This is a genomic window from Pseudorhizobium marinum, assembly GCF_000705355.1.
Classification (GTDB): Bacteria; Pseudomonadota; Alphaproteobacteria; order Rhizobiales; family Rhizobiaceae; genus Neorhizobium; species Neorhizobium pelagicum.
The window spans coordinates 51,595-76,074 of record NZ_JMQK01000011.1 but is presented as its reverse complement, the minus strand read 5'-3'; the positions used below and the strand labels follow the sequence as shown (position 1 = coordinate 76,074).

General features: G+C 63.5%; 21 protein-coding genes. 9 read left to right on the top strand and 12 right to left on the bottom strand.

The window, feature by feature from the left end; all coding sequences use genetic code 11:
• Positions 1 to 135: 135 nt before the first annotated feature.
• Entirely contained in the window at positions 136 to 1,329 is a 1,194-nt protein-coding gene (locus EO99_RS0114605) for a glycosyltransferase family 2 protein (RefSeq protein ID WP_051679871.1), read from the top strand.
• A gap of 23 nt (positions 1,330 to 1,352) precedes the next feature.
• Here EO99_RS0114605 and EO99_RS0114600 read toward each other — a convergent pair whose 3' ends face one another.
• Positions 1,353 to 2,930, bottom strand: a complete 1,578-nt coding sequence (locus tag EO99_RS0114600) for a GMC oxidoreductase (RefSeq protein WP_037112056.1) — start codon at positions 2,928 to 2,930, stop codon at positions 1,353 to 1,355.
• Positions 2,931 to 3,204: 274 nt separating this feature from the next.
• On the opposite strand from EO99_RS0114600, the gene EO99_RS0114595 reads away from it, so the two are divergent.
• Positions 3,205 to 4,644 carry an exopolysaccharide biosynthesis polyprenyl glycosylphosphotransferase gene (locus tag EO99_RS0114595; RefSeq protein WP_037112010.1) on the top strand — a complete coding sequence of 480 codons (1,440 nt, stop codon included), beginning with the start codon at positions 3,205 to 3,207 and terminating at the stop codon, positions 4,642 to 4,644.
• 4 nt (positions 4,645 to 4,648) lie between these two features.
• Here the strand turns inward: EO99_RS0114595 and EO99_RS0114590 are convergent, their stop codons facing one another.
• From EO99_RS0114590 to EO99_RS0114560, 7 genes are all read right to left on the bottom strand, one after another.
• On the bottom strand, positions 4,649 to 5,881 hold the full coding sequence (locus EO99_RS0114590) for a type III PLP-dependent enzyme (RefSeq protein ID WP_029619369.1): 1,233 nt from the start codon (positions 5,879 to 5,881) through the stop codon (positions 4,649 to 4,651).
• Entirely contained in the window at positions 5,881 to 6,114 is a 234-nt protein-coding gene (locus tag EO99_RS0114585; RefSeq protein WP_029619368.1) for a phosphopantetheine-binding protein, read from the bottom strand. Before EO99_RS0114585 ends, EO99_RS0114590 begins: the two co-directional genes overlap by 1 nt.
• A complete protein-coding gene (locus tag EO99_RS0114580; RefSeq protein ID WP_051679869.1) occupies positions 6,111 to 7,739 on the bottom strand; it encodes an AMP-binding protein in 1,629 nt (542 codons plus the stop codon). Before EO99_RS0114580 ends, EO99_RS0114585 begins: the two co-directional genes overlap by 4 nt.
• Positions 7,732 to 8,370 carry a serine O-acetyltransferase gene (locus EO99_RS0114575; RefSeq protein WP_210165082.1) on the bottom strand — a complete coding sequence of 213 codons (639 nt, stop codon included), beginning with the start codon at positions 8,368 to 8,370 and terminating at the stop codon, positions 7,732 to 7,734. Before EO99_RS0114575 ends, EO99_RS0114580 begins: the two co-directional genes overlap by 8 nt.
• A complete protein-coding gene (locus EO99_RS0114570) occupies positions 8,370 to 9,416 on the bottom strand; it encodes a glycosyltransferase family 61 protein (RefSeq protein WP_029619365.1) in 1,047 nt (348 codons plus the stop codon). Before EO99_RS0114570 ends, EO99_RS0114575 begins: the two co-directional genes overlap by 1 nt.
• A 62-nt stretch (positions 9,417 to 9,478) precedes the next feature.
• Entirely contained in the window at positions 9,479 to 10,789 is a 1,311-nt protein-coding gene (gene epsE, locus EO99_RS0114565) for an exopolysaccharide biosynthesis GT4 family glycosyltransferase EpsE (RefSeq protein ID WP_077067077.1), read from the bottom strand.
• Positions 10,786 to 11,901, bottom strand: a complete 1,116-nt coding sequence (locus EO99_RS0114560; RefSeq protein WP_156034810.1) for an SGNH/GDSL hydrolase family protein — start codon at positions 11,899 to 11,901, stop codon at positions 10,786 to 10,788. The genes epsE and EO99_RS0114560 overlap by 4 nt, the downstream gene beginning before the upstream one ends.
• Positions 11,902 to 12,269: 368 nt before the next feature.
• Here EO99_RS0114560 and EO99_RS0114555 point away from each other — a divergent pair, with 368 nt between their 5' ends.
• The 4 genes from EO99_RS0114555 to EO99_RS0114540 are packed head-to-tail and all read left to right on the top strand — an operon-like array spanning position 12,270 to position 16,757.
• Complete coding sequence (locus EO99_RS0114555; protein ID WP_029619362.1) at positions 12,270 to 13,466, top strand: polysaccharide biosynthesis/export family protein; 1,197 nt, start codon at positions 12,270 to 12,272, stop codon at positions 13,464 to 13,466.
• Complete coding sequence (locus EO99_RS0114550) at positions 13,463 to 14,899, top strand: GumC domain-containing protein (RefSeq protein WP_029619361.1); 1,437 nt, start codon at positions 13,463 to 13,465, stop codon at positions 14,897 to 14,899. The genes EO99_RS0114555 and EO99_RS0114550 overlap by 4 nt, the downstream gene beginning before the upstream one ends.
• A gap of 59 nt (positions 14,900 to 14,958) precedes the next feature.
• Entirely contained in the window at positions 14,959 to 15,750 is a 792-nt protein-coding gene (locus EO99_RS26320; protein ID WP_156034808.1) for a P-loop NTPase family protein, read from the top strand.
• Positions 15,747 to 16,757 carry a glycosyltransferase family 2 protein gene (locus tag EO99_RS0114540; RefSeq protein ID WP_029619359.1) on the top strand — a complete coding sequence of 337 codons (1,011 nt, stop codon included), beginning with the start codon at positions 15,747 to 15,749 and terminating at the stop codon, positions 16,755 to 16,757. The genes EO99_RS26320 and EO99_RS0114540 overlap by 4 nt, the downstream gene beginning before the upstream one ends.
• Here the strand turns inward: EO99_RS0114540 and EO99_RS0114535 are convergent.
• Together EO99_RS0114535 and EO99_RS27840 are read right to left on the bottom strand one after the other, a co-directional pair.
• Positions 16,692 to 17,981 (bottom strand): glycosyltransferase family 4 protein, encoded by a 1,290-nt coding sequence (locus tag EO99_RS0114535; RefSeq protein WP_077067076.1) that lies wholly within the window; start codon positions 17,979 to 17,981, stop codon positions 16,692 to 16,694. The two genes, EO99_RS0114540 and EO99_RS0114535, sit on opposite strands and share 66 nt — an antisense overlap.
• A gap of 186 nt (positions 17,982 to 18,167) precedes the next feature.
• Complete coding sequence (locus EO99_RS27840; RefSeq protein ID WP_162179309.1) at positions 18,168 to 18,599, bottom strand: hypothetical protein; 432 nt, start codon at positions 18,597 to 18,599, stop codon at positions 18,168 to 18,170.
• Between EO99_RS27840 and EO99_RS0114525 the strand changes: the two genes are divergently transcribed.
• Positions 18,528 to 19,478 carry a glycosyltransferase gene (locus tag EO99_RS0114525; RefSeq protein ID WP_029619356.1) on the top strand — a complete coding sequence of 317 codons (951 nt, stop codon included), beginning with the start codon at positions 18,528 to 18,530 and terminating at the stop codon, positions 19,476 to 19,478. The two genes, EO99_RS27840 and EO99_RS0114525, sit on opposite strands and share 72 nt — an antisense overlap.
• A 134-nt stretch (positions 19,479 to 19,612) precedes the next feature.
• On the opposite strand, the gene EO99_RS26315 is transcribed toward EO99_RS0114525, so the two are convergent.
• The gene (locus EO99_RS26315) at positions 19,613 to 20,074 is read right to left on the bottom strand and encodes a GtrA family protein (RefSeq protein WP_051679868.1); all 462 of its coding nucleotides are present in this window, start codon (positions 20,072 to 20,074) and stop codon (positions 19,613 to 19,615) included.
• A 237-nt stretch (positions 20,075 to 20,311) separates the two neighbouring features.
• Here EO99_RS26315 and EO99_RS0114515 point away from each other — a divergent pair, with 237 nt between their 5' ends.
• Both EO99_RS0114515 and EO99_RS0114510 read left to right on the top strand, forming a co-directional pair.
• On the top strand, positions 20,312 to 21,841 hold the full coding sequence (locus EO99_RS0114515; RefSeq protein ID WP_235776825.1) for a hypothetical protein: 1,530 nt from the start codon (positions 20,312 to 20,314) through the stop codon (positions 21,839 to 21,841).
• 150 nt (positions 21,842 to 21,991) lie between these two features.
• Positions 21,992 to 23,026, top strand: coding sequence for a glycosyltransferase family 2 protein (locus EO99_RS0114510; RefSeq protein WP_029619353.1), 1,035 nt, complete (start codon positions 21,992 to 21,994; stop codon positions 23,024 to 23,026).
• Between the two features lie 15 nt (positions 23,027 to 23,041).
• Here the strand turns inward: EO99_RS0114510 and EO99_RS0114505 are convergent, their stop codons facing one another.
• Positions 23,042 to 24,238 (bottom strand): glycosyltransferase family 87 protein, encoded by a 1,197-nt coding sequence (locus EO99_RS0114505; protein ID WP_029619352.1) that lies wholly within the window; start codon positions 24,236 to 24,238, stop codon positions 23,042 to 23,044.
• Positions 24,239 to 24,480 lie beyond the last annotated feature (242 nt).

Below are 24,480 nucleotides of genomic sequence, written 5' to 3'. Positions count from 1 at the left end.
GAGGGTCTTGTCCTTGGCACTTGTGGGGATCGAAAGGATGACGTCGATTTCATGCAAAGGTCGTAGAGCCGTAGAGACGCAATCGATGCGTCTTCCACTAGTCTTGCTGTGCGCAGATTGGGCAGGGAGACGACAGTGGTTCAGGACGCTTTGACGGCTGGCGCGGGTGTGGCGATGATCCCTCTCGCGGCAGCGACCGTGTTTTTCTGTCTGCAATGCGCATTGGGATTGCCAGAGCCCGTGGCGAAGGCGCCGCCGGCGCGTCGATCCGATCCACTCGCCGTGCTGATCCCCGCCCACAACGAGGAAGACACCATCAGCGCAGTCTTGGAGAGCGTACGCCAGCAACTGGGACGAAGAGACCGCCTCCTGGTCGTGGCAGACAACTGCACAGATGATACGGCGCAGCGTGCGGGTCGGGCCGGTGCTGAGGTTCTGATACGATGCGATCCCGGACGCCGTGGCAAGGCTTATGCTCTGGCCGCAGGGATCACCCATCTTGCCACAGTGGCGCCTCGAACGGTGATCGTGATTGACGCCGATTGTATCGTCGCTCCCGGGGCAATCGCACATCTGGCAGGAGCCGTGGAGCAAGAGCGTCGACCGATTCAGGCGCGCTATCTCATGCTTGCCCCCGAGCAAGCGCGGAAACAATTCGCATTTGCGGCCTTTGCTTTCTTAATCAAGAACAGCATTCGCCCGAGCGGCATGGGCCGATTGGGTCTTCCCTGCCACCTGACAGGCTCGGGAATGGCTTTCCCTTGGGCGGCGATCGCCAGTGCAGATCTTGTCCACGGCCATCTGGTGGAGGACATGAAGCTTGGACTTGACCTAGCTCAAGCGGGCCCCGGTGCCGGCTATTGTCACTTGGCGCTGATCACCAGCTGCTTTCCGCTTTCGAGCCATGGGCAAGCGTCGCAGCGCTATCGCTGGGAAACGGGACGCATCGCCTTGTTGCGCACCTGTGCTCGTCTGCTTGTCTCGCCGGTTCCGTACCGGCGGCCTGCACTGCTGCTTCTGATCCTCGACACGTTGATTCCCCCCCTCACGCTTTTGGCGGCATTGCTGAGCCTTCAGGTTGTGATGGCGGCGGCGCTGGTTGTGGCTGGCGCGGGCCTTTGGCTCTTGGTCGGCGCCCTGATTTCCTGGCTCGCTTTCGCGCTTGCGATCTCGGTTGTCTGGTGGCGACACGGGCAAGAGATTGTACCGCTGTCGCTCCTGTCTTCGCTGCCTGGCTGGGCGGCGAGGCGGCTGGCCCTTTACCCTTCATTCTATCGCGGTGAGCACACCAGCTGGATCCGAACCGATCGAAGCGCAGGGGATGTCTGAACGTCTCGAAGACAGGACGACCATCATGAAGTGGCCCTGGCCCCTTCCTCTGCACTCTTCTTCATCTGATGAAGCCGCGCCGAGAGAATGTCTGCGACCCGCAGCCCGTTTGCCGCGATCGTCAGGGACGGATTCACACCGCCGCTCCTGGGGAAGAAGGAAGCGTCGACCACAAGCAGATTGTCGAGGTCATGGCTCCGGTTTTCGCCATCAACGACCGATAACCGCGGATCAGATCCGGCTCGGCAGGTACCGCAGGGATGACCGAAGTTGAGATTGATATTCGGGGTCAGGACCATGGTCCGACGGGGCCAAAAAGCAGCCCGATAGATGCGGCGAAAGCGGCGTACCCGCTGCCGCAGTTCCGGTCTGATCACATATTCGAAGTAGATCGTGTCGGGGTGGTCGGGGTGGGGGCGGACGCGGTTGTCCGGATAGGGGTAGTCTTCCAGCACCGTCGCCAGAATGGTCGCCCGTCCCAACAGCCAGGCGGCTATGAAGGCGGGCGCATAGAGCATCCGCCGCAGCGGTCGCAACCATCCCAATGGACCGGTATCGATCATGCCCTTGAGCACGTGCACGATGTTGCCCATCGTTGCGGCCATGCCGGTCGATTGAATAATCCCGAAGTCGTCGTCACCGGATTTGTAGAAGTCGCGGACGGCAAGGGAACGCTCGGCATTGACGGTCCGCGAACGGCCCCGCGGCCAAACCGCCACGAAGTCGGAGACGTGAAACATCAGGTTCCTGCCGACCATGTCGGAAGAATTCGCCACACCGTTCGGCCAGAAGCGATTTGCCGAGCGTTGCAACAGGAGCGGCGTCGACAGGGCTCCCGCCGCCAGCGCATAGAACCTCGCCTGGACCACCACCCGTTCACTGTTGCGGCGGCAGATCAGTCCTTTCACCGCCGTTGCATCCGCATCGATGGTCTCCACCGTGCACATGTCGAGAAAGGTCACGCGACCGGTGCGCATCGCCGACTCCACCAGAACACGACCGGCATCGTGCTTGCACGAGCGGTGGCAGATGGTACCGCCACACGCCAGGCATCCCGGCTTTGCTTCGCAAGCGTTGTGCAGTTGATAAGGCCTGAGCCCCTTGTCCTTCAGGAGGTTGAAAAGGTCGTCATCGGAGGTGGTCATCGAAGGCGGTTTGCGCAGTGCCGCGGGCGGGCCTTCGAAGAAGGGGTCCGGGCTGCCTCGGACGCGAAACAGGGATTCGACCTCACGGTAGTAGGGCTCCAGGTTGCGGTACGGGAAAGGCCATTCCGGCCTGCCAGCTGCGTCTTCGAAGTCGGCGGTCGACAGGCGCTCCAAAGTTCCCGCGTAGAGGAGGGTCGATCCTCCTGCGCCGCATCCCAGGGGTGGGTAGAAGTTCGTCTCTCTTTCGTCGACACGCGCAAGGATCGGCGTGGGCCAGCGACCATGCTGGAGCCTCAGTTGTTCGTCAGGGACGTCTGGGTTGTCCGCACCGTCGTCGGCGAAGGTCATCATTCCCTTTTCGACAAACACAACGGTGTGGCCTGCCCGTGCCAAGGCATATCCGAAGGCGGCCCCGCCCATTCCCGCGCCCACGATCGCGACGTCCCACTGCATCATCTTGGCCTTCAAGATTTGAGTTTTGCTGTGACATGAGGATGGCTGCAAGGCGTTATGTGGCAGGCGTGTTCGAACCCGGTGACAGGCCTGGCTTCGGCAGGCCTGTCACCGGTCGACGCGTGGTTTTGTTCCCGTCCGCAATCGCGCGATCCTTATCCAAGACGCTCATTATCGACAATTCGCCATAAGGACATGCGCCCTAAGGCGTAGGGCCGCGTGAATGTTCGCGCCCGCTCCGGCCGTGTATTCTGAAGTGGGTACTGGGGACGAGAACATGACGGTAACTGTGCAATCTGCGACGACGAGCGCGGTCTACCGGCCGCGCCCGCTTGCTGGTCGGGGCGGGCTTGGCCACGGGGCCATCGCCTGGCTTGTCGCGGCCGCCGATTTCGTGATGCTGGTTGCGGCAAACGCTGCAGGTTTCGTGCTCTACGAACAAATCAGCTTCAGCCTGACGGCCGACCCGATTGGCTATATTGGCATCGGGCTGCTGGTTGCGATGAGCTTTGTGCTCGCCATGCATAGCGCCCACGCCTACCGGCCGGACGCGATCCTGCGGCGCCGCCACCAGATGCGGCTGATCAGCCTGCTCATACCGGGTGTGTTCGGGTTCCTGCTGACGGTCCTCTTCTTTCTCAAGCTCGGAGCGACCTTCTCACGCGGTTCCATCGGCGCCAGCCTGCTTTTGTCGTTTGTCGGCCTGATCGGGCTGCGGCTCCTGTGGCCAGCCTTCCTCCCCTATGCCATGGCACGTGGTGCATTCGGGCGGCGGCGCATCCTGCTGATCTGCAGCGCAACGGCGCATGTGACGGCGTTCGAGGAACGCGCCGTCGCGCATGGTATGATTGTCGTCGAGGTGCTGCGCTTGCCTCAGGATGAGGAACTTTGCCAGTCGGCTCTGGATTTCACCCTGACCGCGAGCCGCAAGCGCGTCGACGAGATCATCATGGTCTGGGGTGAGCCCGACCTGGCGGGCCTCCAGGGCTATCTCTGGCAGATGCGGCGTTCCCCGCTTCCCGTCAGCGTTGCCTTTGATGGCTTCATCGGCACCATCGTCTCGGCAAATCCGCGTGCGATTGGCGGCCTCACCGCCTTCCAGTCGCAGCGGCCGCCGCTCAGCCTCTGCGAAAGCGCTATCAAGCGACTGTTCGACATCAGTTTTTCCGCCACCTGTCTTCTGGCCTTATCGCCGATGATGCTCGCGGTCGCCGTGGCCATCAAGCTCGACAGCCCCGGCCCTGTGTTGTTCCGGCAGGTCCGAAAGGGCTATGGGGGCCGGCCGTTTCGCATCGTCAAGTTCCGCAGCATGACGGTGCTCGAGGACGGGCCTGAGGTGCGCCAGGCAACCCGCGGTGATGACCGCATCACCCGCGTCGGTGCCTTTATCCGTTCAACAAGTCTCGATGAGCTGCCGCAGTTCTGGAACGTGCTCAGGGGTGACATGTCGGTGGTCGGCCCAAGGCCGCACGCCTTGGCGCACGACGACTACTTCGACACGCAGATCGGCGAGTATGTCTTTCGCCGCCATGTCCGACCGGGACTGACCGGCTGGGCGCAGATCAACAAGTGCCGCGGCGAAACGCCCGACATCGAAAAGATGGAAGAGCGAGTGCATCACGACCTTTGGTACATCAACAACTGGTCGCTGTGGCTGGATGTCAAGATCATCCTGCGCACCGTCTTTCAGCTGCACGACCTTCGCGCGGCATATTGATCCGCTAGATGCCGCGTCCCGATGGCGTCACGTCGCGCAGGCCTGCCTCGTCGATGATGATTTCGCGGGGCACAGGATGAGCAATGAAGCCGATCGGGCTGGCGCTGGGGCCATAGGCCCCACTGCTGTGGACTGCGATCAGGTCGCCCGCCTCGACAGGGGGCAGGTGAACGCCGTTGGCCAGCCGGTCAATCGAGGTGCACAAGGGGCCAACGAGCGTCACGGGTTCCAACGGTCCCTGGCCGTTTACCTTGTGCATCGGATAGTTGCGGTGCATGACCATTCCGAAATGACCACTGGCGGGAAGATGGGCGTTCATCCCGCCATCGCAGATGGCAATCTTCGTGCCGCGCGATAATTTCGTCGAGACCACGCGCGTCACGAAATATCCCGCTTCACCGGTCAGGTAGCGCCCGATCTCCAGGACGAACCGTGTCCCGTGAAAGCAGCTCCTGGCGGCCAGCGCATCGAGATCCGGACAAATATCGCGCCCAACCGCCTCCAGATCGAGCGGCTCGTCGCCGCCATGATAGGGAATGCCAAGGCCCGAGCCGAAGATCAACGTCCTTGGCAAAAGGCGGTGCCGATCGCTGACGTCGGAGAAGATCTCGATGAAGTTGCGGTAGTTCTCGCAGATGGCTTCGGCGCGCAAACATTGGGTGCCGGCGTAGATGTGCAGACCCTGCAGGCACAAACCCGGCAAGGCGAGGATCGCGTCGATCGCCTCTGGACTGTCCTCCACGTCGATGCCGAAGGGCGATGGGCGGCCCGCCATCTGGTCTCCGAAACCCTTGGGAACCGCGGCCGGGGCCAGGCGCACGAGGATTGGCTGCTGGCGCCCGAGCTCGACCGCAATCGCGCTGGCGCTGACGGCCTCGCGCACCGATTCAACGACCAGTTCTCCGACGCCGCCCTCAATGGCTTCACGCAATTCGGCATCACGCTTTCCCGGTCCGGTAAAGCTGAGCCGCGAGGCCGGCCATCCCGCAGCAAGCGCGAGGCGAAACTCGCCGATGGAAGAAACATCCAGCCCATCTGCCTGGGTGCGCAGCCACTCCAGCAGGGCCGGATTGGGGTTGCTCTTGACGGCGAAGCTGAGCAGGAACCGCCCGCCGAAGGCCTGGCGCAGGCGTTGGCCTCGCTGCTTGATCGCAGCGAGATCATAGACGTAGCAGGGTGTGCCGAACCCGTCGGCGGCCGCCTGCAGCCAAAGATCGATTGCCGCCGCCTGCTGCATTACACCGTCGCCTGGGCAAACGCCAGAATGCGAGCTGGGGTGTCAAAGTTCTCCAGCGTCACATCTTCCGTGCGAATGACCATGCCGCTCGCCTGTTCGATGAAGCCCAGAAGCCCCACCATCGAGACGGAATCGAGCAGTCCTGACGAGAACAGGGGCGTGTTGAGCTCCACATCCTTGATCTCGAGGTCATCGCGCACATAGGCGAGCAGCGTGTTTTGGTCAAAAATCACAGCACCATGTCTCCCTTGTGAATGTTTCGGCTGTCCGTGCCGGCGTGCTCTGCTTCGTCGGGCGCGCCTTGGCTGCGACAATGTTTTACGACCGCCGGACGATCGAGCTTGCCGCTGGCGGTGCGCGGCATGGCATGGCGCCAAAGATGAAAGCGGCGCGGCACCATGTAGCCTGGCATCACCTTGCGGCAGTGACGCAGGAGCCTCTCCTCGTCGATATCGCCGTCAGCCGGCGTGATCGCGACATGGACGGTTTCGCCAAGCTCGGCATCGGCCATGCCGAAGGCCACCGCTTCAGCAACCGCGCCAGAGCGATACACCAGATCCTCCACTTCCTCCGGGCTGACGCGGAACCCGCTGGTCTTGATCATCGCGTCCTGGCGACCGACAAACCAAAGATCCCCGTCCTCGTCGAGCCTGACGGTGTCGCCGCTATAGACAACCGGCTCGTCGCCGATCAGGTGGAAGAGTTCCGGGCATGGCCGGATCTTCTGTGCCGTCAGGTCCGGCCGACCCCAGTAGCCAAGGCTGACAAGAGGACCACGGTGAACGAGCTCACCCTCCTCCAGTAGCCCGGCAAGCCCGCCGCCGCTTTTGACCACAAAAACCTCGGCATCGGGTATGGCGCGTCCGATCGAACCCATTTTGCTTTCAAACCGCTCAGGAGCCAGGAACGTGGAGCGGAAGGCCTCGGTGAGACCGTACATCAGATAGATGTCGACCCCGGGAAACACGCAAGGCATCTGGTCCATGACGTGAGGGGCAATCCTGCCGCCGGAATTGGTGATCCGCTTCAGGGCCGGCAACCGCGTCGGAGACGCCACCAGCTTGCGCACGATCTGGCTCCACAGGGGTGCAACAGCCGCAAGGCCGGTCACCTGCTGGCGCACCATGGTGTCTATGACTTCTGCCGCCAGGGGAACGGCCTGATGCACTACCGTCCCGCCCATCAGCATCATCGTCGTCAACTGATTAAGGCCATAGTCGAAGCTGTAAGGCAGCACGCTCAGCAAGCGGTCGTGTCGGCTAAGGCGCAAATATCGCGCCACCGATCGCGCGCCGGCGAGGATATTGGCGTGACTGAGCATCACGCCCTTGGGAAGGCCCGTCGAACCGGACGTGTAGATGATCATCGCCAGATCGTTTCCCAGCCGCTTCCCCGGACGCGCCTGAGATGGCGAAGGAGCATCTTGCCAGGAGACGAAGCTTGGGTGACCGGGGGCGGGTCCGTTGACCAGGACTGCACTGACGGTCGCCGGCAGGCGATCTTGCGCCAGCGGCCCGGCCGCTCTCGCCTCGACAATCAAGCCAGTGGCGCGGCTGTCGCGGGCGACATACAGCAGTTGCTCGCGTGTCCACTGGCTGTTGACGTTGACGATCACGGCACCGATCTTGGCGATCGCAAACATTGCGACAACCTCCGCGAGGCTTTTGCGCAATTGCACGACAACCCGGTCTCCTGCCACGACCCCCTGGCCGACCAGGTGGTCCGCCATGTGGTCGACACTGTCGCTGAGCGCGCCATAGCTGACGTCGCGATCATCATCAACGATCGCTATCGCCTCAGCGTGGTGGGGGAGGTTGTCGCTGAGCAGGTGGTAGAAACTGGTTGCGAGACTAGTCATGGATGCGTCCTCTGGCTGGGTCCTGCCGGTCCGGCTCACGGCGAAACGGGCCCAGCCGCGGGTAGACCCGGGCTGGAGAGCCAACGACGATGCAGTCAGACGGGACATGGCTGGAAACTGCAGTATTGGCCGCAATGCGCACCCTGTCGCCGATGCGGATCGGGCCGAGCACCGTGGCGTTGACGCCGATAAACACGTCGTCGCCGATCACCGGCGCCCCTGGCGTCATATTGGTGCCAATGGTGACATTGTGCATGACGCCACAGCGCTTGCCGATCACCGTGTCGGGATGGATGGACAACGACCCCTCTGCATGGATGATGTGGAACCCCTCCCCCACGGTTACCCCCGGCGGGATCCAGATCCGCGTCAAGGTCGCCACGGGGGCGTGAATGGCAGCATAGAGTTTGCGGGCCAGGAAGCGCGACCAGCGGCGCCGGCGGCTTTCGCTCCAGCGTCCAAGGCGATAGGTCAGCAGAGCCAGAAACGCGGCGTTGAACAGCGTGCTTCCATGCCGCCGGTAGTCCAGATGCACGTCATGGAGCATCTGCCGTTTCGGTCGACGGCCGGAGAGGGGTCGCGTCTGGGCGCTGCAATCGTTAAGGACCGTGCCGGAGGGTCTCTTCGCCATCACCCAACCACCAGGTCCAGAGTGCGCGAGACATCGTCCCAGTCGACGGAAAAGGCGTCGTGCGAGCCCTCTCCGACGACGAAGGCATAGGCCTGTCCTTGACGGTCGGTGACCACCTTGAGGATGGAAACCACCCGATCCGGCGGCTGGATCACGAAGAGTGCGGCGTCATTGGGCATGATCTGAAGCCCATGCGTCAGATGGCTGCCTTCGACGCCTGCGACGACCCGGGCGCCCGCACAGGCGTCGATCACCTCCGCAAGCGTGGCCGATGCCGGATCAAGGACGCGAAACCCCCGGTGTCTGGCGAAGTGTTCGGCGATCTCGCACTCGTTGACCAGCAGCCGGCGATCGCCGGTCTGCCCCCGCAACAGGAAGACCCCCGGATGCCTCGCAAACAGGTCCGACCCGCGCAGCTTCGCTTTCAGCGCATCGGCACGGCGTTGCTTGCCCTCGTTGCTTCCGTGGTCGCGAAAGACCACAAGGTCGTCGAAATGCATATCGGCAATCGGCTGTGCGCAAAACTGGAGCTGGCGGGAGTACTCCTCCTGGTGGCGGGTGGCCGGCGCGCGCGTGCGCACCGGATGGCCGCTGTCGGCGGCAAGCTGGTAGGTCAGGCAGTCATCGAGGAGCCACATGCCAAACCAGCGATTGCCCATCCAGCTTTCAAAGAGCGTCGCCTGCGTCATGGCGGTCTTCGGGCGCGCATAGACCGGCAGCCGACGACGGCGCGGCCGCAAGGGGTAGGCCGCATGACCCGCATAGAGCGTACCATCGATGAGATCGACATCTCTCAGCCGAAGCGCGACGGTTGCCTGCTGAACAGACTCATAGTCCCCACGAAAACCGCGGACGACCTCGGCGATGCTGCCAAATCTGGTGGCGCGAATGCGTTCCAGGTGGTGCGGCAAGAAGCGCGCGGGCGGGATATAACGACGCGTTGCCGGCGCAATCGTCCATTGCTCGGCGGCGACGGCATCGAGCTGCGTCTCGCCGCATCCGATTGCTTTTCTGCCATAATGGCTGACTGGCCGCCAAGACAACATGAGATCCCCTGACCCTTCGGCTGGAGCCACAACTGCATTGCAGGCGGCTCGGTGGGATCATTTCATATCTGTGCGCCGATTGCAGATACGCCTTCGGATGATTGTCCTAGCCATATTGAGGTATGCGGACCGGGTGAGCCCACCTCGTTGCCGCCGGCCAAACGGGCAGCAAGCTTGGCGGCACTGATGTGGTGGTTGAAGTGCGCGATGATCTTGGCGCGCGCGTTCGTCTGCAGTCTGACGGCAAGCTGTTGGTCGGTGAGAACGCGCATCACCGCCTGCGCCAGTTCCTGTGGCTGTGCATCCGGGACAAGAAGGCCGTCGACCTCCTCTTCAATCAATTCGCTGTTGCCGCCGACGTCCGTGACGACAACCGGCATCTCCATCGACATCGCCTCCATGATGGCAACGGAAATCCCTTCGTTGTGGCTGGCCAGCACGAAGATGTGGGCGGCTTCCAGCTCCTGCCGGATCTGCTCCTCATTCACCGCCCCCAGCAGTGTCACGCAGTCCTCAAGGCCTGCCTGCCGGATCTCGTCTTCCAGTCGCGTGCGATAGCCGCGTCCGCCCTGTTCATCCTCTCCGGCAATCCTAAGGTGGGCGTCGACACCCCGGTTGCGCAACAGAGACACAGCCCGCAAGAGATCCTCATGGCCCTTGATGGCATTCAGCCTGCCGCAGCTGAACAGACGACATCGCTGCCCGCGCGACCAGGAACGGTACGGCTGGCGGCGCCGGATCGCATCGACGTCGACGCCCATGGGGGCAACATGGACCTTGTCGGCAGGGACAAGGCCGAGGCGGTCCACCACGTCGCGGTACAGCCGCTTGGAAATGACCGTGGCAAACCGGCTGTGGCGCCACTTCTGTTGCTGATTGCCGCCGTAGAGCTCGAGCGTCGGGCCATGCAGCGTCAGACTGTAGCTCATGCCAGACAGGATCGAGCAGAGCATTGCGACATTGGCTGCGTTGCCGCAGGAATGAACGTGCAGATGGCTCCAGCTGCGGCGCTTGGCGGCCCGGGCAAGCTTTGCTGCCGGCAAGACCATGGCAAGAAGGCAAAGCCGCTCCCACCGGCTCTCCACCTCCGCCCGTCGTATGGCGCCGATCAGCGCTCGCCACCGCACGGGACCGCAACGCAGCAGATCAACCAGGCTCATGACGCCATCGCGAAACGAAAATGGCATCAAATACAGCGTGACGCTTCGCGCCTCCTGGGACCATGAATGGGAGACAATGCCGGCGGGCGGCCTTGTCGTCGATACCAGCTCCGCGTGAACCCCAAGGTTCGCCAGGGCCTGACGTTCGCGCCACAGAAAGATATGCGTCTGCCCGGGAAACTCGGGGATGAGAAAGCCGATGCGGTCGTTCATGCCCGTCCCCCCGCCGTTGTCGTCGCGGTTGCTGCAGGCACACCGCTTTCGTGACCGAAACCGCGCCAGACATGCCAGGTGAACTGCAACAGGCGGGTGAACTGCCGCCATCCGTAGGCCAGAGGACCCGCCTGCCGATGACTTTGCCCGGTATAGGCCACGTAGCGGGCCACGAATGCCAGACGCCGTGCCAACGAGCAGCGCTCCTGACGGGCCTGCGGCCATGGGTGCTCGTGCAGAAAGCGGCGGCCGATGTCCTGCAGGTGGACCTGTCGTCGGGTCAGCAGATCATCTTGCGTGGATGCAGGCCGCCGCGGAGCATCTCCCGAGAGCCAGGCCGAGGTCAGAAAGGCGACGTAAGATGCCCCAAGCGGCGTCAAATGGACATCGTCGGCAAAGATCATGCGCATCCTTTCGCCGTCGTCGAGACCCTCGAAGCCTGGAGCCTGCGGTGATGACGTCAGGCTTTGCGTCAAATGGGCCAGCGCCAGTGCCGTCGGAAGCACGATGATGTCACTGCGATGGCCTTTGGCGGCGCTTTGCGCATTGGCGGTAGCGACCACACACGACCAGATCACATGCGCCTGCTGCTCATAGCGGATCCATTGCTGGGGCGCGTGGATGTCGGACACGCCGTTCCAGGGGACAAAGAAATAGATCGGAGCGCCCGGATTTGCAGAGTGGAACCGCTGCCGGGCCGACTGCAACGATGTTACGGTGTCCTCCCAGGCCAGGGCATCGAGCAAGCCATTGCGCTCGGTGATGATGAGAACGTCAAAGCTGCGCTGCGCAAGCACCTCGGCGAAGTCGGGCCGAGCGCTATCCCGCGACCGCGCACTGTCGGCGGCACCATCCCCGGAACGACCCAATCGCTCCCGGATTGATGCCCCGGGGAAGTGCTGGCTCGTCACGGTGAGGTCGCCCCCCAGGACCGTGAGTGCCTGATGCAGCAATCCTGGAAACGGCATGTCGGTCAAGCTGTGTCCGGAGATCAAGATGGAGCGCGGCAGCCGGCCGATGCCTTCCCGGGAGGTGGCACCTTCCCGGGCGGGATCGTCACTGGCGCCGCCACGGATATCGCCTGCGGCCGCACCGACAACTGCAATGCTCACGACCCATCCCCCCAACAGTTGCGTCCATGGCTGCACCCTCATCATCCCTCCAGCGGCCCTGATCTTGTCCAACCCGCGGCGTTAGCCCGCGAGTGGGTGCAGGCAGGATCGTAGCCTCCCTGAAACCCGCGACAACCGCGCCTAACGGTGGGGCGATGCTCCCAAAGACGTCAATGGGCCAAGGCATTCTCTCTTTGAGGTAGCCGGGCCTACCGCTTTGTGCGTTGTTCTCAGAACCAGCGAAGGGCTCGTAGTATTCGCCGATGTCGATTGGGGGCTACGGGGGTAAGCTGATGATCAAAAGCAGGCAATGGCCTGGCTTGGCACTAACCGTCCTGCTGTCTTGCACCGTGTGTGTGAGGGGCGTGTTGGCGCAATCGCCCTACACCCTGCAGCCTGGCGACACCGTGCAGGTCTGGATGGCGCAAACCGAGGACCTGCGCGGGGACGGGGTGGTGGCGCCCGATGGCGGCATTTCCTTTCCCCTGGCAGGTCATCTGCGCGCAGAAGGCCTGACGTTGCTGGAGCTTGAGGCGGCGCTGCGCGACCGCCTGCAGCCCTATTTCAAGGACATTGACCTCACCTTGATGCTGCGTCCGGGGCACGAACCGATCATTTATGTCGTCGGGGAAGTGACCACGCCTGGTGCCTATCCCTACAGGTCGCATATGACCGTTCTTCATGCCCTCACCGTTGCCGGCGGATTGTATCGGGCGGCCGTGCTGCCTGCAGATCAGGATCGGTCCGTCATTGTCGGGCGCCAGGTCAGCAACGGCACGCAACGGATGCGAGAACTGGCGGCGCGCGAGGCCCGACTGATGGCGGAGCTGGAGGGGCGACGCACCTTGTCGGCGCCGGGCGCGACGGCTGACGATCCTCTGATGGCCCAGGAACAGCTGCTGCTGGATGCTCGATCACGCAGTGTCGAGATGATGGAGCAGGCGCAACAGCAGGCTGACGTTCTCAGCCGGCAAAGCCGCACAGCCCTTGAAGAACAGGTTCAGGCGGTCACACGGCGCATCGAGCTGGCGCGCGACCGCCTGCGCAGCGTGTCGCGCCTGGTCGAAAAAGGGGGCGCGGAAAGCTCCCAGAAAAATGCCCATGAAGCCGACATTGCCGAACTGGAGGGCCAGATCAGCCGGTTGTCGGCGGAGATGGTGGTGCTGGAGCGCGCCGAGATCGCCGACGCTGCGGGCTATGACGCCGCGCGCCAGGAGCGGCAGACGCAACTGCTGAGCGAACTTCAGGCTGTCCGCCGCGAGCAGGCCGAGACAGCCGCACGCCTGAGCGACAGCAGACGCATCATGTCGATTTACGGCGCCAGCGCCGCGGCGGCTCAGGAGCAGGAGCAACTGCCCATCTCCTACACCATTGTCCGCTCCCGCAACGGCGAAGCTCTGGAGATCGACGCGGCGGAGACATCCGCTCTCCAGCCCAATGATCTCGTGCGCGTCAGCTATAGCGCCCAGACCGGGCAGGTCGGGGCCGCCGTCGACGAAATCCCGGGGCCTTCCGCCACCGCCTTGGCCAGTGCCTCCGCCGCCACCGAGGAGCAGGACCGATGATCGAAATGCTGTGGCGCAACGCCCTTTACTACCTCGGACTGGCTCTCCGGCACCCCTGGCACGTGGCTGCGCCGGCGCTTTTGGTTCTGGGCATCGGTGTTTACGCGATCTCCAACATCACCCGGCCGTTCTACAGCGAGGCGCTCCTGGTGATGGAATTCCAGCAGATTCCCTCGTCGCTTGTTTCTCCGACAGTGACAAACGACCGGCTGCGATTCATCGACCAGCGTGTGCTCTCGCGTTCAAATCTGGCAGAACTCGCTGAACGCCTGCAGCTCTATCCCGAGCTTGCGACAACCGCGGAGCCGGCCGCCATCGCCGGACGCATGCGCAACCAGATCACGCTGCGCACGACCTTCAACGAGGGCTCGGACGGCTCAACCGGAAGCGCCTCCGTGCTTCTCGGCTTCGAACACCCGATAGCCGGCAAGACAGTGGCGGTCGTCGACGAGCTGGTGCGCATGGTCATCGACGAGAACCGGCGCCTGCGAACCCAGCGGGCCTCCGAAACCACGGAATTCCTGCAAAGGGAGGTGGAGGATCTGGCGGCGCGGTTGAGCATGCGCGACACAGAGCGGGCAACCATCGTGGATGCCAATCGGGATGCGCAGCCCAGCCGTCTGCCGGCCATGTTGATCGAACTGCAGGCGCGCGAAGAGGAGCTTGTTGTCGTTCAGCAGGCACTGCGCGCCAGCGAGGAGGAGCTCGAGTTGCTTGACGCGCAGCTGCGCGTCGGGCTGGAAGAGCATGGTCCCGCCGGGCAGCTGCGATCCCAGATCGCCGAGGTCGAGGTCGAGATCGCCGACAAGCGTCTGGTCTACACCGATCAGCATCCGCAAATGCGCCTTCTCAGGCAAAAGGCGATTGATCTGGCTGCAGGCTACGACGCGCTCCCGACCAGGGCCCCAAGCATTGCCGAGACCTCGTTTGCGCCGGAACTGGCACTGCTGTCGGAACGTCTGAGCCAGGCCAGACCGCGCCGGGAGGGACTGGCCGAGCGCCGCCTGCAGCTCGATCACCGCATCGTGGCCCTGAAGCAGACCATTGCCAGGGTCGCGGACGTGGACGAGCGGCTGACGGCGATCGACACGGAACGGGAGGCCTTGCAGCCGGCGCTCAATGAAATGAAGGGTCGTCTGGCAACCGCGTTGATGGGAGAACGCCTGGAGCGCAACGATGCTGCCTTGCATGTCGAGGTCCTGGAGCCACCGCTGCTGCCCAGGAGCCCGTCCGGGCCCCGCCGCCTTCTCCTGTTTTCCGCTCTGGCCATTGCATGCGCAGGTGCCGGGCTTGGCGGATTGCTTGCCTTTGATGTTGCAGATCGACGCATTCGCGGCGCCTTCGACCTTCAGGAGGCACTGGCCGGGCAAACACTGGTGATGGTGCCGTCTTGGCGACCGCCGCGGCCGGCATCGGGTGCCAGGGCAGGTTAGTTCAACGCATGTCGGCAAGGATGCATGGTGCAGCCGGTACATAACAAGGGACCGCTCGAATGGAGATGATGAAGACCATCACCGCGCACAGCCGGCTCGATGCCGATGCCGATGCGGTCAACCTCAGGAGCACCTCCCCTGTGGGGCGGCCTCATCCGGAGCAACCGGCCTCTGCTGAAACCTTTCCGCGTGATCCAACGCATGTGCACGGGTTGAGCTTGACCTATCTGGAGGGTCACCGGATAGTCGCCTGTCGGTCCAATCACCGCATCACGCGCGTCTATGACATCCTGCGCAACCAGATAACCCAGGCGCGCAAGGGTTCGGGTTCGCTGATGATTGCCGTCACCGCACCGGCTTGCGGATGCGGCACGTCGGTCACGGCCATCAACCTTGCCTTCAGCTTCGCGCGGTCAACAACGGGCGGCGTTCTCCTGGTGGACGGCAATGGCGCGGCTCCGGCCGCAGGATCCCTGCTCGGCCTTGCGCCTTTGTCCGATCCTCCCCGAGACAGGCACCTTGGCGGCCACGTTCGGCTCGATGCGCAAGGCGTGCGGCTTGATCTGCTGCGCCCGGCCTGTGGCCAAGAGCGGAAACCCCCGCCGCATCAACTGGCAGACGACCTGGAACAGGTTCGGCAGGTCCTGCAGCCGGCGGTCATCGTCGTCGATCTGCCGCCAATGCTGGGCTTCGATGAGGCGCCTCCCATCGTTGCCGCCGCCGACGTCGTCGTGCTTGTCGTCGCGGCGGGCCAGTCGACGCGCGCAGAGGTGGCTGTGTGCCAGACCTATTTCCAGCCTCATCAGACCGTGCAGGTGGTGCTCAACAAGGCGCAGAGGCACGGCTTATGAGCCCTGTGCGCAATGAACCGGCAGCAGGTGCCCCGGGTCTGCTGGTCATCATCGTCAACTACCGCACCGCCGATCTCGTCATCGACTGCCTGGCGTCGCTGTTTGAGGGTGTGACGCTGCCTGCCGATGGCGCCGTTGTCGTTGCAGACGGTGCATCTGGCGACGGTTCGGTGGAAAGATTGCGGTCGGCAATCGACGACCATGGTTGGCAACGGCGCGCCCATCTTCTTGCACTTGAGACCAACCTCGGCTTCTCGCATGCCAACAATTGCGCCTATGCCCACGCCTGCAGCGCACTGGGCAAGCCGCGCCATGTTCTGTTCCTCAATCCCGACACCGTCGTTCGCCCAGACGGCCTTCGGCCGCTCCTCGACTTTGTGGAATCGCACCTACCGGTCGGGATCGCCGGTGCGCTGCTGGAAGATCCCGACGGGACGCCTCAAGCCTGCGCCTTCCGCTTTCCCTCAATCCTGGGGGAGTTCGAAAGCGAGGCCAAGCTCGGCCCCGTCAGCAAGGTCCTGGGCAAATGGCAGGTGGCCGCCGCGACCGGCAAAGACCCCGTGCGGGTGGACTGGGTCTCCGGTGCGGCGATGCTGGTCAGGAGCGAGGTTCTCGACCGAGTCGGCTTGCTCGACGAATCCTACTTCCTGTACTACGAAGAGGTCGATTTTTGCCGGCGCGCCGCGGCCGCCGGGTGGCAATGCTGGCATGTTCCGCAAAGCCGTATCGTGCATCTGGTCGGATGCTCGACAGGCGTCACCAGACATCGGGCACCTGCCCGGCGGCCACACTACTGGTTTGCCTCGCGGGACCGTTTCTTCTCAAAGCACCACGGTCGTCACTACGCCCGGTGGGCCAATGTGGCCTGGATCGCCGGCCATCTTGTCTTTCGCCTGCGACTTCTGGTGGAAAGGAAGATGTTTGCAGGCCCGCCCCATCTTCTAGCGGACTTTCTCCTGCACAGCCTCGGTGTCCGGTCCGGCCACCTCGAAACGCCGGCTCAATAGGCTGACGTCTGCCGCTCGCCGCCTCGTGGCCGCAGCCGTCATCAGGGCCTCAAGCGTGGCCGCCGAGCGCTGGACGTCATGCCGCTGGAGGACACGCTGCCGTGCTGCGTCTCCCATCGTGGCAAGCTGCGCCTCGTCAAGATCAAGCATGGCGCGCATGGCTTCGGCCAAGGCCTGCGCGTCACCGGCGGGAACCAGCCACCCGGTCTGCGGCGTGACGAGCTCGGGGATACCGGCGATATAGGTCGCAATCACCGGTCGACCCAACGCCATGCTTTCCATCAGGACGACCGGAAGGCCTTCAGCGAAGCTTGGCAAGACCAATGCGCGCGCCCGACCGATCTCAAGCCTTACCCTGTCCTGCGACACCGTACCCGTCAACTCGACACGGTTTTGCAGGCCAAGCTCCGTCACCCGCCGCTCGATTTCGCCGCGAAGCGGGCCGTCACCGACAAGAACGAGCTTGAAGTCGACCCCTTCACGCAACAGTCGCTGCGCCGCCTCCAGAAGGAGGAGATGTCCTTTCTGCTCGCACAGACGTCCGATGCACACCAGCGTTTGCGGCTCAGCCGCAGACGTCGCGACAGGCGGACCAAAATCCTCGTCGATTCCGCAAGGCACGATATGGATCTTTTTCCAGTCATGAAGGCGCGCCCAGCGCAACAGCTGGCTGCGCCCATAGGAACTGACGGTGGCGGCAAATGCGGCTGTCGCGACCTTGGCCTCAAGCCCCAGTCGCTCGGGCCGATCAAACTCCTCCGGGCCGTGGATGGTCAGACTGAAAGGTATCCCCGTGAGAATGTGGACGAGGCAGGCAACGGTGGCGGGATTGGTCCCGAAATGCACATGCAGGTGCTCGATGCCGTCGCGCCGGCACCAGCAGGAAAGCAGGATCGCCTCGTATAGATACGCCAGATGGCGGCCGTAGGCATGGCCTGCAAGTCTGGAGAAGTGGATGGCAACCCAGGCGGCACGCATCAGCGACTTCGGGCGGCGCATCAGCGTCAGCGCGCAACACAAAAGGCCCGCTCGCCAGCTTTCATGCAGGAGGTAGCGGGTGCGCACCTGTTCGGCAATGTCATCGCGATCGACAAGGGGACCGGCCGCGCGTCTGATGGCGTAGCGAACCAGGCTGTGCCCGCGCCGCTCCAGGGCGATCAGTTCGCGGCGGATGAAGGTGTGACTGGGCGCGGGATAGCAGTTGGTAAAATAGCCGATCCGCATGCCTGTCCCCCAACCCCCGTGCCGGCCGCTGTGGCCGCAGCATGTTCGGTAACAGCATTGGAAATCGCTTTGCAGCTGTCAAAACGGCGTATGGCGTGTTCGGGCTACGCCCATAGGCGTAATTTACAGACGCTGCAGCAGGTCCAAATGTGGCCGGGCCGACCCTGCCGTCGGGCGTGAGCCGCGCTAGGGAAAATGCAAGAAGCGCCGCAGACACGCCCCGGCAAGATAGCTGAGGTTGAGCGCGACAACCTGCCCGGCAAGACCGGGCAAGGACGCGGGGGCCGGCAGAGCAGGCAAGACAAAGGAACCGAGATGAGCTGCGGCGAAACCAGCGATAACCAGGACCAGGAACAGCGGCCTGAACGCCAGGCCGGTGACGCCACCAATCAAGCAAGCCAGGATCATTCCATTGCGTCCGCTCCCATGAGCCCCGATGGTCATTCTCCACCAGGATTGTGGCAAGGCTTCGCCACGCCCGGTCGCGATGGAGAGATCGAAGAACGACCAATCCAGTCCAGCACTGTTGATGCCGCGGGGACGCCTATGGTTGGCGTGGTGGTGATCGGCAGGAACGAAGGCCACCGTCTGGTCGACTGTCTTGCGTCCTTGCGTCACGTCGATGGGCCCATCGTCTATGTCGATTCCGGATCGACCGACGGAAGCGAGATGGTGGCAAGATGCGCCGGTGCCGACGTCGTCGCCCTCGATCCAGCCGTTCCCTTTACCGCGGCGCGCGCCCGCAACGCCGGATGGCGGCGTCTCCTGCAGACATGGCCGGATCTTTCCTACGTCCAGTTCCTCGACGGCGACTGCCGCATCGACCCGACATGGTTGCCGGCAGCCGTGGATTGTCTTCGCCAACGGCCCGACGTGGCCGTGGTCATGGGGCGCCGGCGCGAGCGCTATCCGTCCCGGTCGATCTACAATGCGATCTGCGACGATGAATGGGATGGACCTGCAGGCGAGGCCATCGAATGCGGCGGCGACGTGCTGTCGCGGGCGGAGGTGTTGCGGCAGCTCGGCGGGTACAGGGACGATCTGATTGCCGGCGAGGAACCGGAACTGTGCGTCCGCTTGCGCCAGCGCGGCCACCGCATCTGGCGCCTCGACCGCGAGATGAGCCTGCACGACGCCAATATTGTCCGTTTCCCCCAGTGGTGGCGGCGAAGCATGCGCGCCGGTCACGCCTATGCCCAGGTGCATCTGATCCATCAACGCGCGCCGGAGCGAATCTGGGGCGCCAACCTCAGACGCACCCTGTCCTGGTCGATGCTGTTGCCGGCGGCCGTGATCGCCGGCGCCCTTCTTCACCCGGCCTGGCTCTCTTTGGCGCTCCTCTACCCGATCCAGATCCTTCGCCTGCGCCGGCGACAAAAGAGTTTTAGACGGGCCACGCTCAGCGTCATCGGCAAGTTTGCGGAGATGCAGGGCGTCCTCCAGTACCTGATGCACAGGGTGGCGAGACGTCGTCAGCGCCTGATCGAATACAAATAGAGCCCGACGCGCTGGCGCCCAGAGGAGCAACGGCCGCTGCGGTCAGGAGCACGATTGGCCGGCGGCCGGCATTCCGGCGAGCAGCCGCAGCCCTCCCCTGTCATCCTGCATGCCGCAGCCCACCTCGCCGACGCCTATCGGACCCGGGGACGCGCTGCCCGATTGCCTGGCGCGGTTCCCACAGCCTGGCGGTCGTCTCGGAAGACCCACCATTTGTTGAGGGCAAAGACAGCTGCCGGTGCCAAGGTCGCCATAAGCGGAAGAGCAAGCAGGGTCGAGGCATCCAGCCGCATGACGATCACATAGACGATCAGCGTGTTGATGCCAAAACCGACGAGACTGGTGCACAAAAACCGGACGAGATGGATCACCGTCAGGCCCCGGTCGTCGATCTGGGCGCGAAAGGTCCAGGCGGACTGTCCGGCAAACGACACGCAGAAGGCAAGCAGGAAGGCAGCTGAATTGGCAATCAGCGGCGGAATGCGCAAGAGTTCAAAAAGTCCGGCAAAGACGCTGATATGGACGATCGTGGCCAGGAGGCCGACGAGCGCAAAACACCAGGCTTGCCGCGCAAGGAGTGCGATGCGCAACGGCATCGGGCTTTGATCCGGGACCACACCATCTTCCCCTTCAGCTTCCATGCATTGCGGCCGTCGCAGCCGTCCTCGGCGCCATTGCCGGCCGTCCGGACGCTACACGATCCGCCGCCGGGATCAGCGTCTCCAAAAGACGTAGGTGCGGGGTGAGCGACCCGTTCAGGGTACTCCCTTTGATGCAGTTGATTGCCGCCGGCCCCGCAGGCCTATTGGCCGCATCGTCAAGCGGAGTGGATCATGATCAGCCGGCGAAACCTGCTAAAGTCACTGTCGGGCAGCCTCTGCTACCCGTTCCTGTGCCAAGGCTCGGCGGCCGCGTCCAAGCCGCGTGCCCGGCAGCACCTCGGCATCAATCTCAGTGGGATGAGCTACTGGGCGCAAGAGCAACCCTTTACCAATCTCGCCCACAACGCTGCCCGCTGGCGTGTCCAGATCAAGGACGCGCCGTTTACCTGGGACGAGCCGCTGCCGCCGATGACGCCGGACGGCTACCCGCTCTCGGTGCCGGACGGGGCCTGGCTGGACAGCTTTCTCATCTTTACGGCGCGTCGCGAGCATTTGCCGCGCGAGCTCTTTCTCAACTACGACGGGCGCGGAAAGATGACCTACGTGGGAGGTGGCGAACTGATGCAGCGGCTGCCTGGCCGCGACCGGCTCAGGAATCTGGCCCGCGACGACGCGCTGACCTTGCGCATGATCGAGACCGACAGCTCCGACCCGATCCGCAACATCCGATTGGTCGAGCAGGACCCGCCTGCCGCGGCCGAGTTCCGCAAGGCCTTCCTGGACCGGCTGCAGGGCATGCAGGTGCTGCGCTTCATGGACTGGATGGGCACCAACAATTCTCAGGTCCGGCAATGGCAGGATCGCCCGCGCCGCGGCCAGTTCGGGCGCTCGGAGCTCGGCGTGCCGCTGGAGACAATGATCCTTCTTTGCAACACGGTCGGCCTGTCACCGTGGTTCACCATGCCGCACCTGGCCGACGACGACTTCGTGCGGGCCTTCGCCGATCAGGTCCGTCGCGACCTTGATCCGGGCCTGGCCGTGCATGTGGAATACTCCAATGAGGTCTGGAACACGATGTTCGACCAGGCCGGCCATGCCGGCACGCGCGGCCTGGCGCTTGGCCTGTCGCAGGACGGATATCAGGCCCAGCTGCGCTATTATGCGCTCCGCACCTCGCAGGTCCTGGCGATCTGGGAGGATGTCTTTGCCGCCGATGGCCACCGCGTGGTCGGGGTCTATGCGGCGCAAGCGGCCAATCCCTGGACCAGCGAGACCATCCTCGGGTTCGGCGACGCGCACCGATTTGCCGACGTTCTTGCGATCGCCCCGTATTTCGGCGGCGGTCTTGGCGCACCGGAGCGTGCGCCGGACGTGCAGAACTGGGGACTGGATCAGCTGTTCAGCACGCTCCAATCCGAGGTTGAAACGGAGAGCCGACGTCAGATCGCAGCGCAGGCAGCCATTGCCAGGCGCTATGGCCTGCCTTTGTACGCCTATGAAGGCGGACAGCACCTGGTCGGATACAGCGGTGCCGAGAACAACGACCGGCTGACCGAGCTGTTTGTCGCCGCCAACCGGGATGCCCGCATGGGGGATCTCTACAAACGTCATCTGGGGGTTTGGCAGGAAGAAGGCGGCGATCTCTACGCCCTTTTTGCATCCATGGGGGGGCCCAGCAAGTGGGGCAGCTGGGGCCTGCTGGAATTCGAAGGCGACCGGCGGCCGAAATGGGAGGCGGTTCAGGACCTGTTGCGCCGCTAGATGCCCCAAGGCCAAGCCGCCGCCGCCTGATCATCCCATAGGTGGACCTTGACCCTCGGCTGCGCACTTCGGTTGAGCGGCACCCTCGAAAGCATAGCTGGCCGGCGGTACCGGTGCGGCCTAGACTGAGGGCAGAAGTGAGGTGGACCGATGAATGTTCTATCGCTGGACGGCGGGCCGGACCTGATGATCAGTCTCGTTGTCCCGGTCCATAATGAAGAAGCGGCGATCGCGCCCTTTCTCACGGCAGTGACCACTGCCGTTGAACCCCTGGTTGCCAGCGGCTATCGCTTCGAATTCCTGTTTGTCAACGACGGCAGTCGTGACGACACGCTGCTGCGTCTGATCGAGGCGCAACAGCAAGACGGGCGCATCCGCATCCTCGACCTGTCTCGCAACTTCGGCAAGGAGGCCGCCATGACGGCGGGCCTGGACGCCTGCCGCGGCGATGCCGCCATTCCCATCGATGTGGATCTCCAGGATCCCCCTGCCCTGATCCCGCTTTTGATCGACAGGTGGCGCGACGGATACGAGGTGGTGCTGGCCAGACGCTGCGATCGCACCAGCGACAGCTTTCTCAAGCGCCGTACCGCGCAAATGTTCTATCGGCTGCACAATCTCATCGCCGCCCAGGAGATCCCGCACAACGTCGGCGACTTCAGATTGATCGACCGACAGGTGATCGACGCCCTGAAGCGGTTGCCGGAACGGCGTCGCTTCATGAAGGGGATGTTTGCCTGGGTCGGCTTCAGCACCACGGTGGTGGACTACACCCGCGCACCGCGTGGGTCGGGAGAGACGAAGTTTTCCGGATGGAAGCTTTGGAATTTCGCGTTGGAGGGAATTACCTCCTTCTCCTCCGTTCCCCTGGAAATCTGGACCTATGTTGGCGCGCTGATCTCGGTGGGCTCGTTTGCCTATGGCAGCATCACGGTCATCAAGACGCTCTACTTCGGCATCGATGTTCCCGGCTACGCGTCGCTGCTGGTCAGCATGCTGTTTCTGGGCGGCATCCAGCTGCTCGGCATCGGCATCCTTGGCCAGTATCTCGGGCGCGTCTACAGCGAAATCAAGCAGCGACCGGTTTACCTCCTCAGGCGGGAGATTCTAGCCCCGACCGCGCTTGGAACCGACAGCCTGCTCAGGGTGGACACCAGGCCCCGGCGCGTTCGCAAGTCTTCCTGACGCTTTCGGCAGGTTTCAGACCGGCTTCTTGACCTGGCCCTCCAGCCAACCGGCTTCGCCCCTCCTTGGCTGTTCGCCGCGCCAGCTCACGAGCAGCACAAACATCGCGATCAGGATCAGTGTGCGTGCGTGGACGATCACGGGGAGATCGATATCGCGGATGAGGCGCTGCGGCATGAAGAATAGGAACCCCAGAACCGAAAAGATGCCCAGCCGGCCCCACGCCATCTGTGACAGGACAAGGTAAAGGGCGCAGCTCCAGACAGGAATGATCACGACGTAGTCGTAGTCGTGCACGAACAGACATGTGCACGTCACCACCAGCAGGAACTGCAGGGTCATAAAGGCGTCGAGACGCTGGCGCAGGCGGAAGGCTGCCACCGTCAACAGGAGCCCCAGGGCTGCAATGGGCCATGCCCCGGGATCGACACCATGGGCCACGAGGAAGCTTTCCAGCCCGACGACATAGGGCGACCCGGGCATGTTGATGGGCACCTGTCCATAGCTGCTGAGGGAGAGCCACCAACTGTGGAAGGTGGCCCATGGGCCAAGCACGAGGAAGGCCGGGACGATCAGGACGAGGGCAGCGACGCCTCCGATCACGACAACCGCCAGTTCCGCCGACATGATCAGCCACAGGACGTATAACAGCGAGAGCTGAGGCTTGATGGTCGCTACGGCGAGCAACAGACCGGCGGCCGTGCGACGCCCCTGGCTGAGACAAAGCCACGACATCATCAGCGCCGCTGTCACGGGCAGCGTCGTCTGGCCCTGATAGACACTGGTGGCCGTGTATGGATTGCCAATGATGAGGGCCAGGGCCGCCGCCTGCGCAAATGTCAGCGTGCGCCAGCTCGTGATGCCGAGAAACCAGCGATTGGCACAGTAGCAGATGGCGACGATCGAGCCGAGGTTGACTGCACTGTGAACCACGAAGGCTGTCGACGGCGAAAGCGCGTTGTAGAGAAGCAGAAAGGAGAGCGCGTGCGGCGGATAGGAAAACGGTTGTGGCGAGCCCATCATCGCAAGCCAGGGGTCTATGCCACTCCAGAACAGCCTTCCGGCCCGATAGAACACCTGAAAGTCGTCCCCGGGTGGTGCCGACTTCATCAGGCCACCGACACCGATTGCAAGCAGCGACAGCACCGCAAGCATGAGAACGACAAGCGATGCCGCCCGCTCCGCGGTGTTTGCAGGCCGAGGATGCGCCATTCGTCTCTCCATCTCGTGGCGTTCGATGCCGCCATCTTACTGGCGGTCTCGCGCTCCCACGAGAACGGCAAACGGATGAGGTCTACCTCTTTCAGGCAAGCGGCCCGTGCCCTGGTCCGGCGGTATATGGCACTCTCGTGCACCGGCCGCGTGCTTCCGGGTCGCCACACCCGCATCGGCGACACGACCATGGCCTACCTCCAATGGACAGGCTGCATTCGGTCTCGGTCAGCGCTAGTGTC

Coding starts and splice junctions, on each gene's coding strand:
- EO99_RS0114505 (WP_029619352.1), bottom strand. CDS start 24,238: ATGGCGCATCCTCGGCCTGCAAACACCGCGGAGCGGGCGGCATCGCTT.
- EO99_RS0114595 (WP_037112010.1), top strand. CDS start 3,205: ATGACGGTAACTGTGCAATCTGCGACGACGAGCGCGGTCTACCGGCCG.
- EO99_RS0114580 (WP_051679869.1), bottom strand. CDS start 7,739: ATGACTAGTCTCGCAACCAGTTTCTACCACCTGCTCAGCGACAACCTC.
- epsE (WP_077067077.1), bottom strand. CDS start 10,789: ATGAACGACCGCATCGGCTTTCTCATCCCCGAGTTTCCCGGGCAGACG.
- EO99_RS0114570 (WP_029619365.1), bottom strand. CDS start 9,416: ATGTTGTCTTGGCGGCCAGTCAGCCATTATGGCAGAAAAGCAATCGGA.
- EO99_RS0114525 (WP_029619356.1), top strand. CDS start 18,528: ATGGTTGGCGTGGTGGTGATCGGCAGGAACGAAGGCCACCGTCTGGTC.
- EO99_RS0114575 (WP_210165082.1), bottom strand. CDS start 8,370: ATGGCGAAGAGACCCTCCGGCACGGTCCTTAACGATTGCAGCGCCCAG.
- EO99_RS0114600 (WP_037112056.1), bottom strand. CDS start 2,930: ATGATGCAGTGGGACGTCGCGATCGTGGGCGCGGGAATGGGCGGGGCC.
- EO99_RS26315 (WP_051679868.1), bottom strand. CDS start 20,074: ATGCCGTTGCGCATCGCACTCCTTGCGCGGCAAGCCTGGTGTTTTGCG.
- EO99_RS0114515 (WP_235776825.1), top strand. CDS start 20,312: ATGATCAGCCGGCGAAACCTGCTAAAGTCACTGTCGGGCAGCCTCTGC.
- EO99_RS26320 (WP_156034808.1), top strand. CDS start 14,959: ATGGAGATGATGAAGACCATCACCGCGCACAGCCGGCTCGATGCCGAT.
- EO99_RS0114535 (WP_077067076.1), bottom strand. CDS start 17,981: ATGCGGATCGGCTATTTTACCAACTGCTATCCCGCGCCCAGTCACACC.
- EO99_RS0114510 (WP_029619353.1), top strand. CDS start 21,992: ATGAATGTTCTATCGCTGGACGGCGGGCCGGACCTGATGATCAGTCTC.
- EO99_RS0114540 (WP_029619359.1), top strand. CDS start 15,747: ATGAGCCCTGTGCGCAATGAACCGGCAGCAGGTGCCCCGGGTCTGCTG.
- EO99_RS0114550 (WP_029619361.1), top strand. CDS start 13,463: ATGATCGAAATGCTGTGGCGCAACGCCCTTTACTACCTCGGACTGGCT.
- EO99_RS0114590 (WP_029619369.1), bottom strand. CDS start 5,881: ATGCAGCAGGCGGCGGCAATCGATCTTTGGCTGCAGGCGGCCGCCGAC.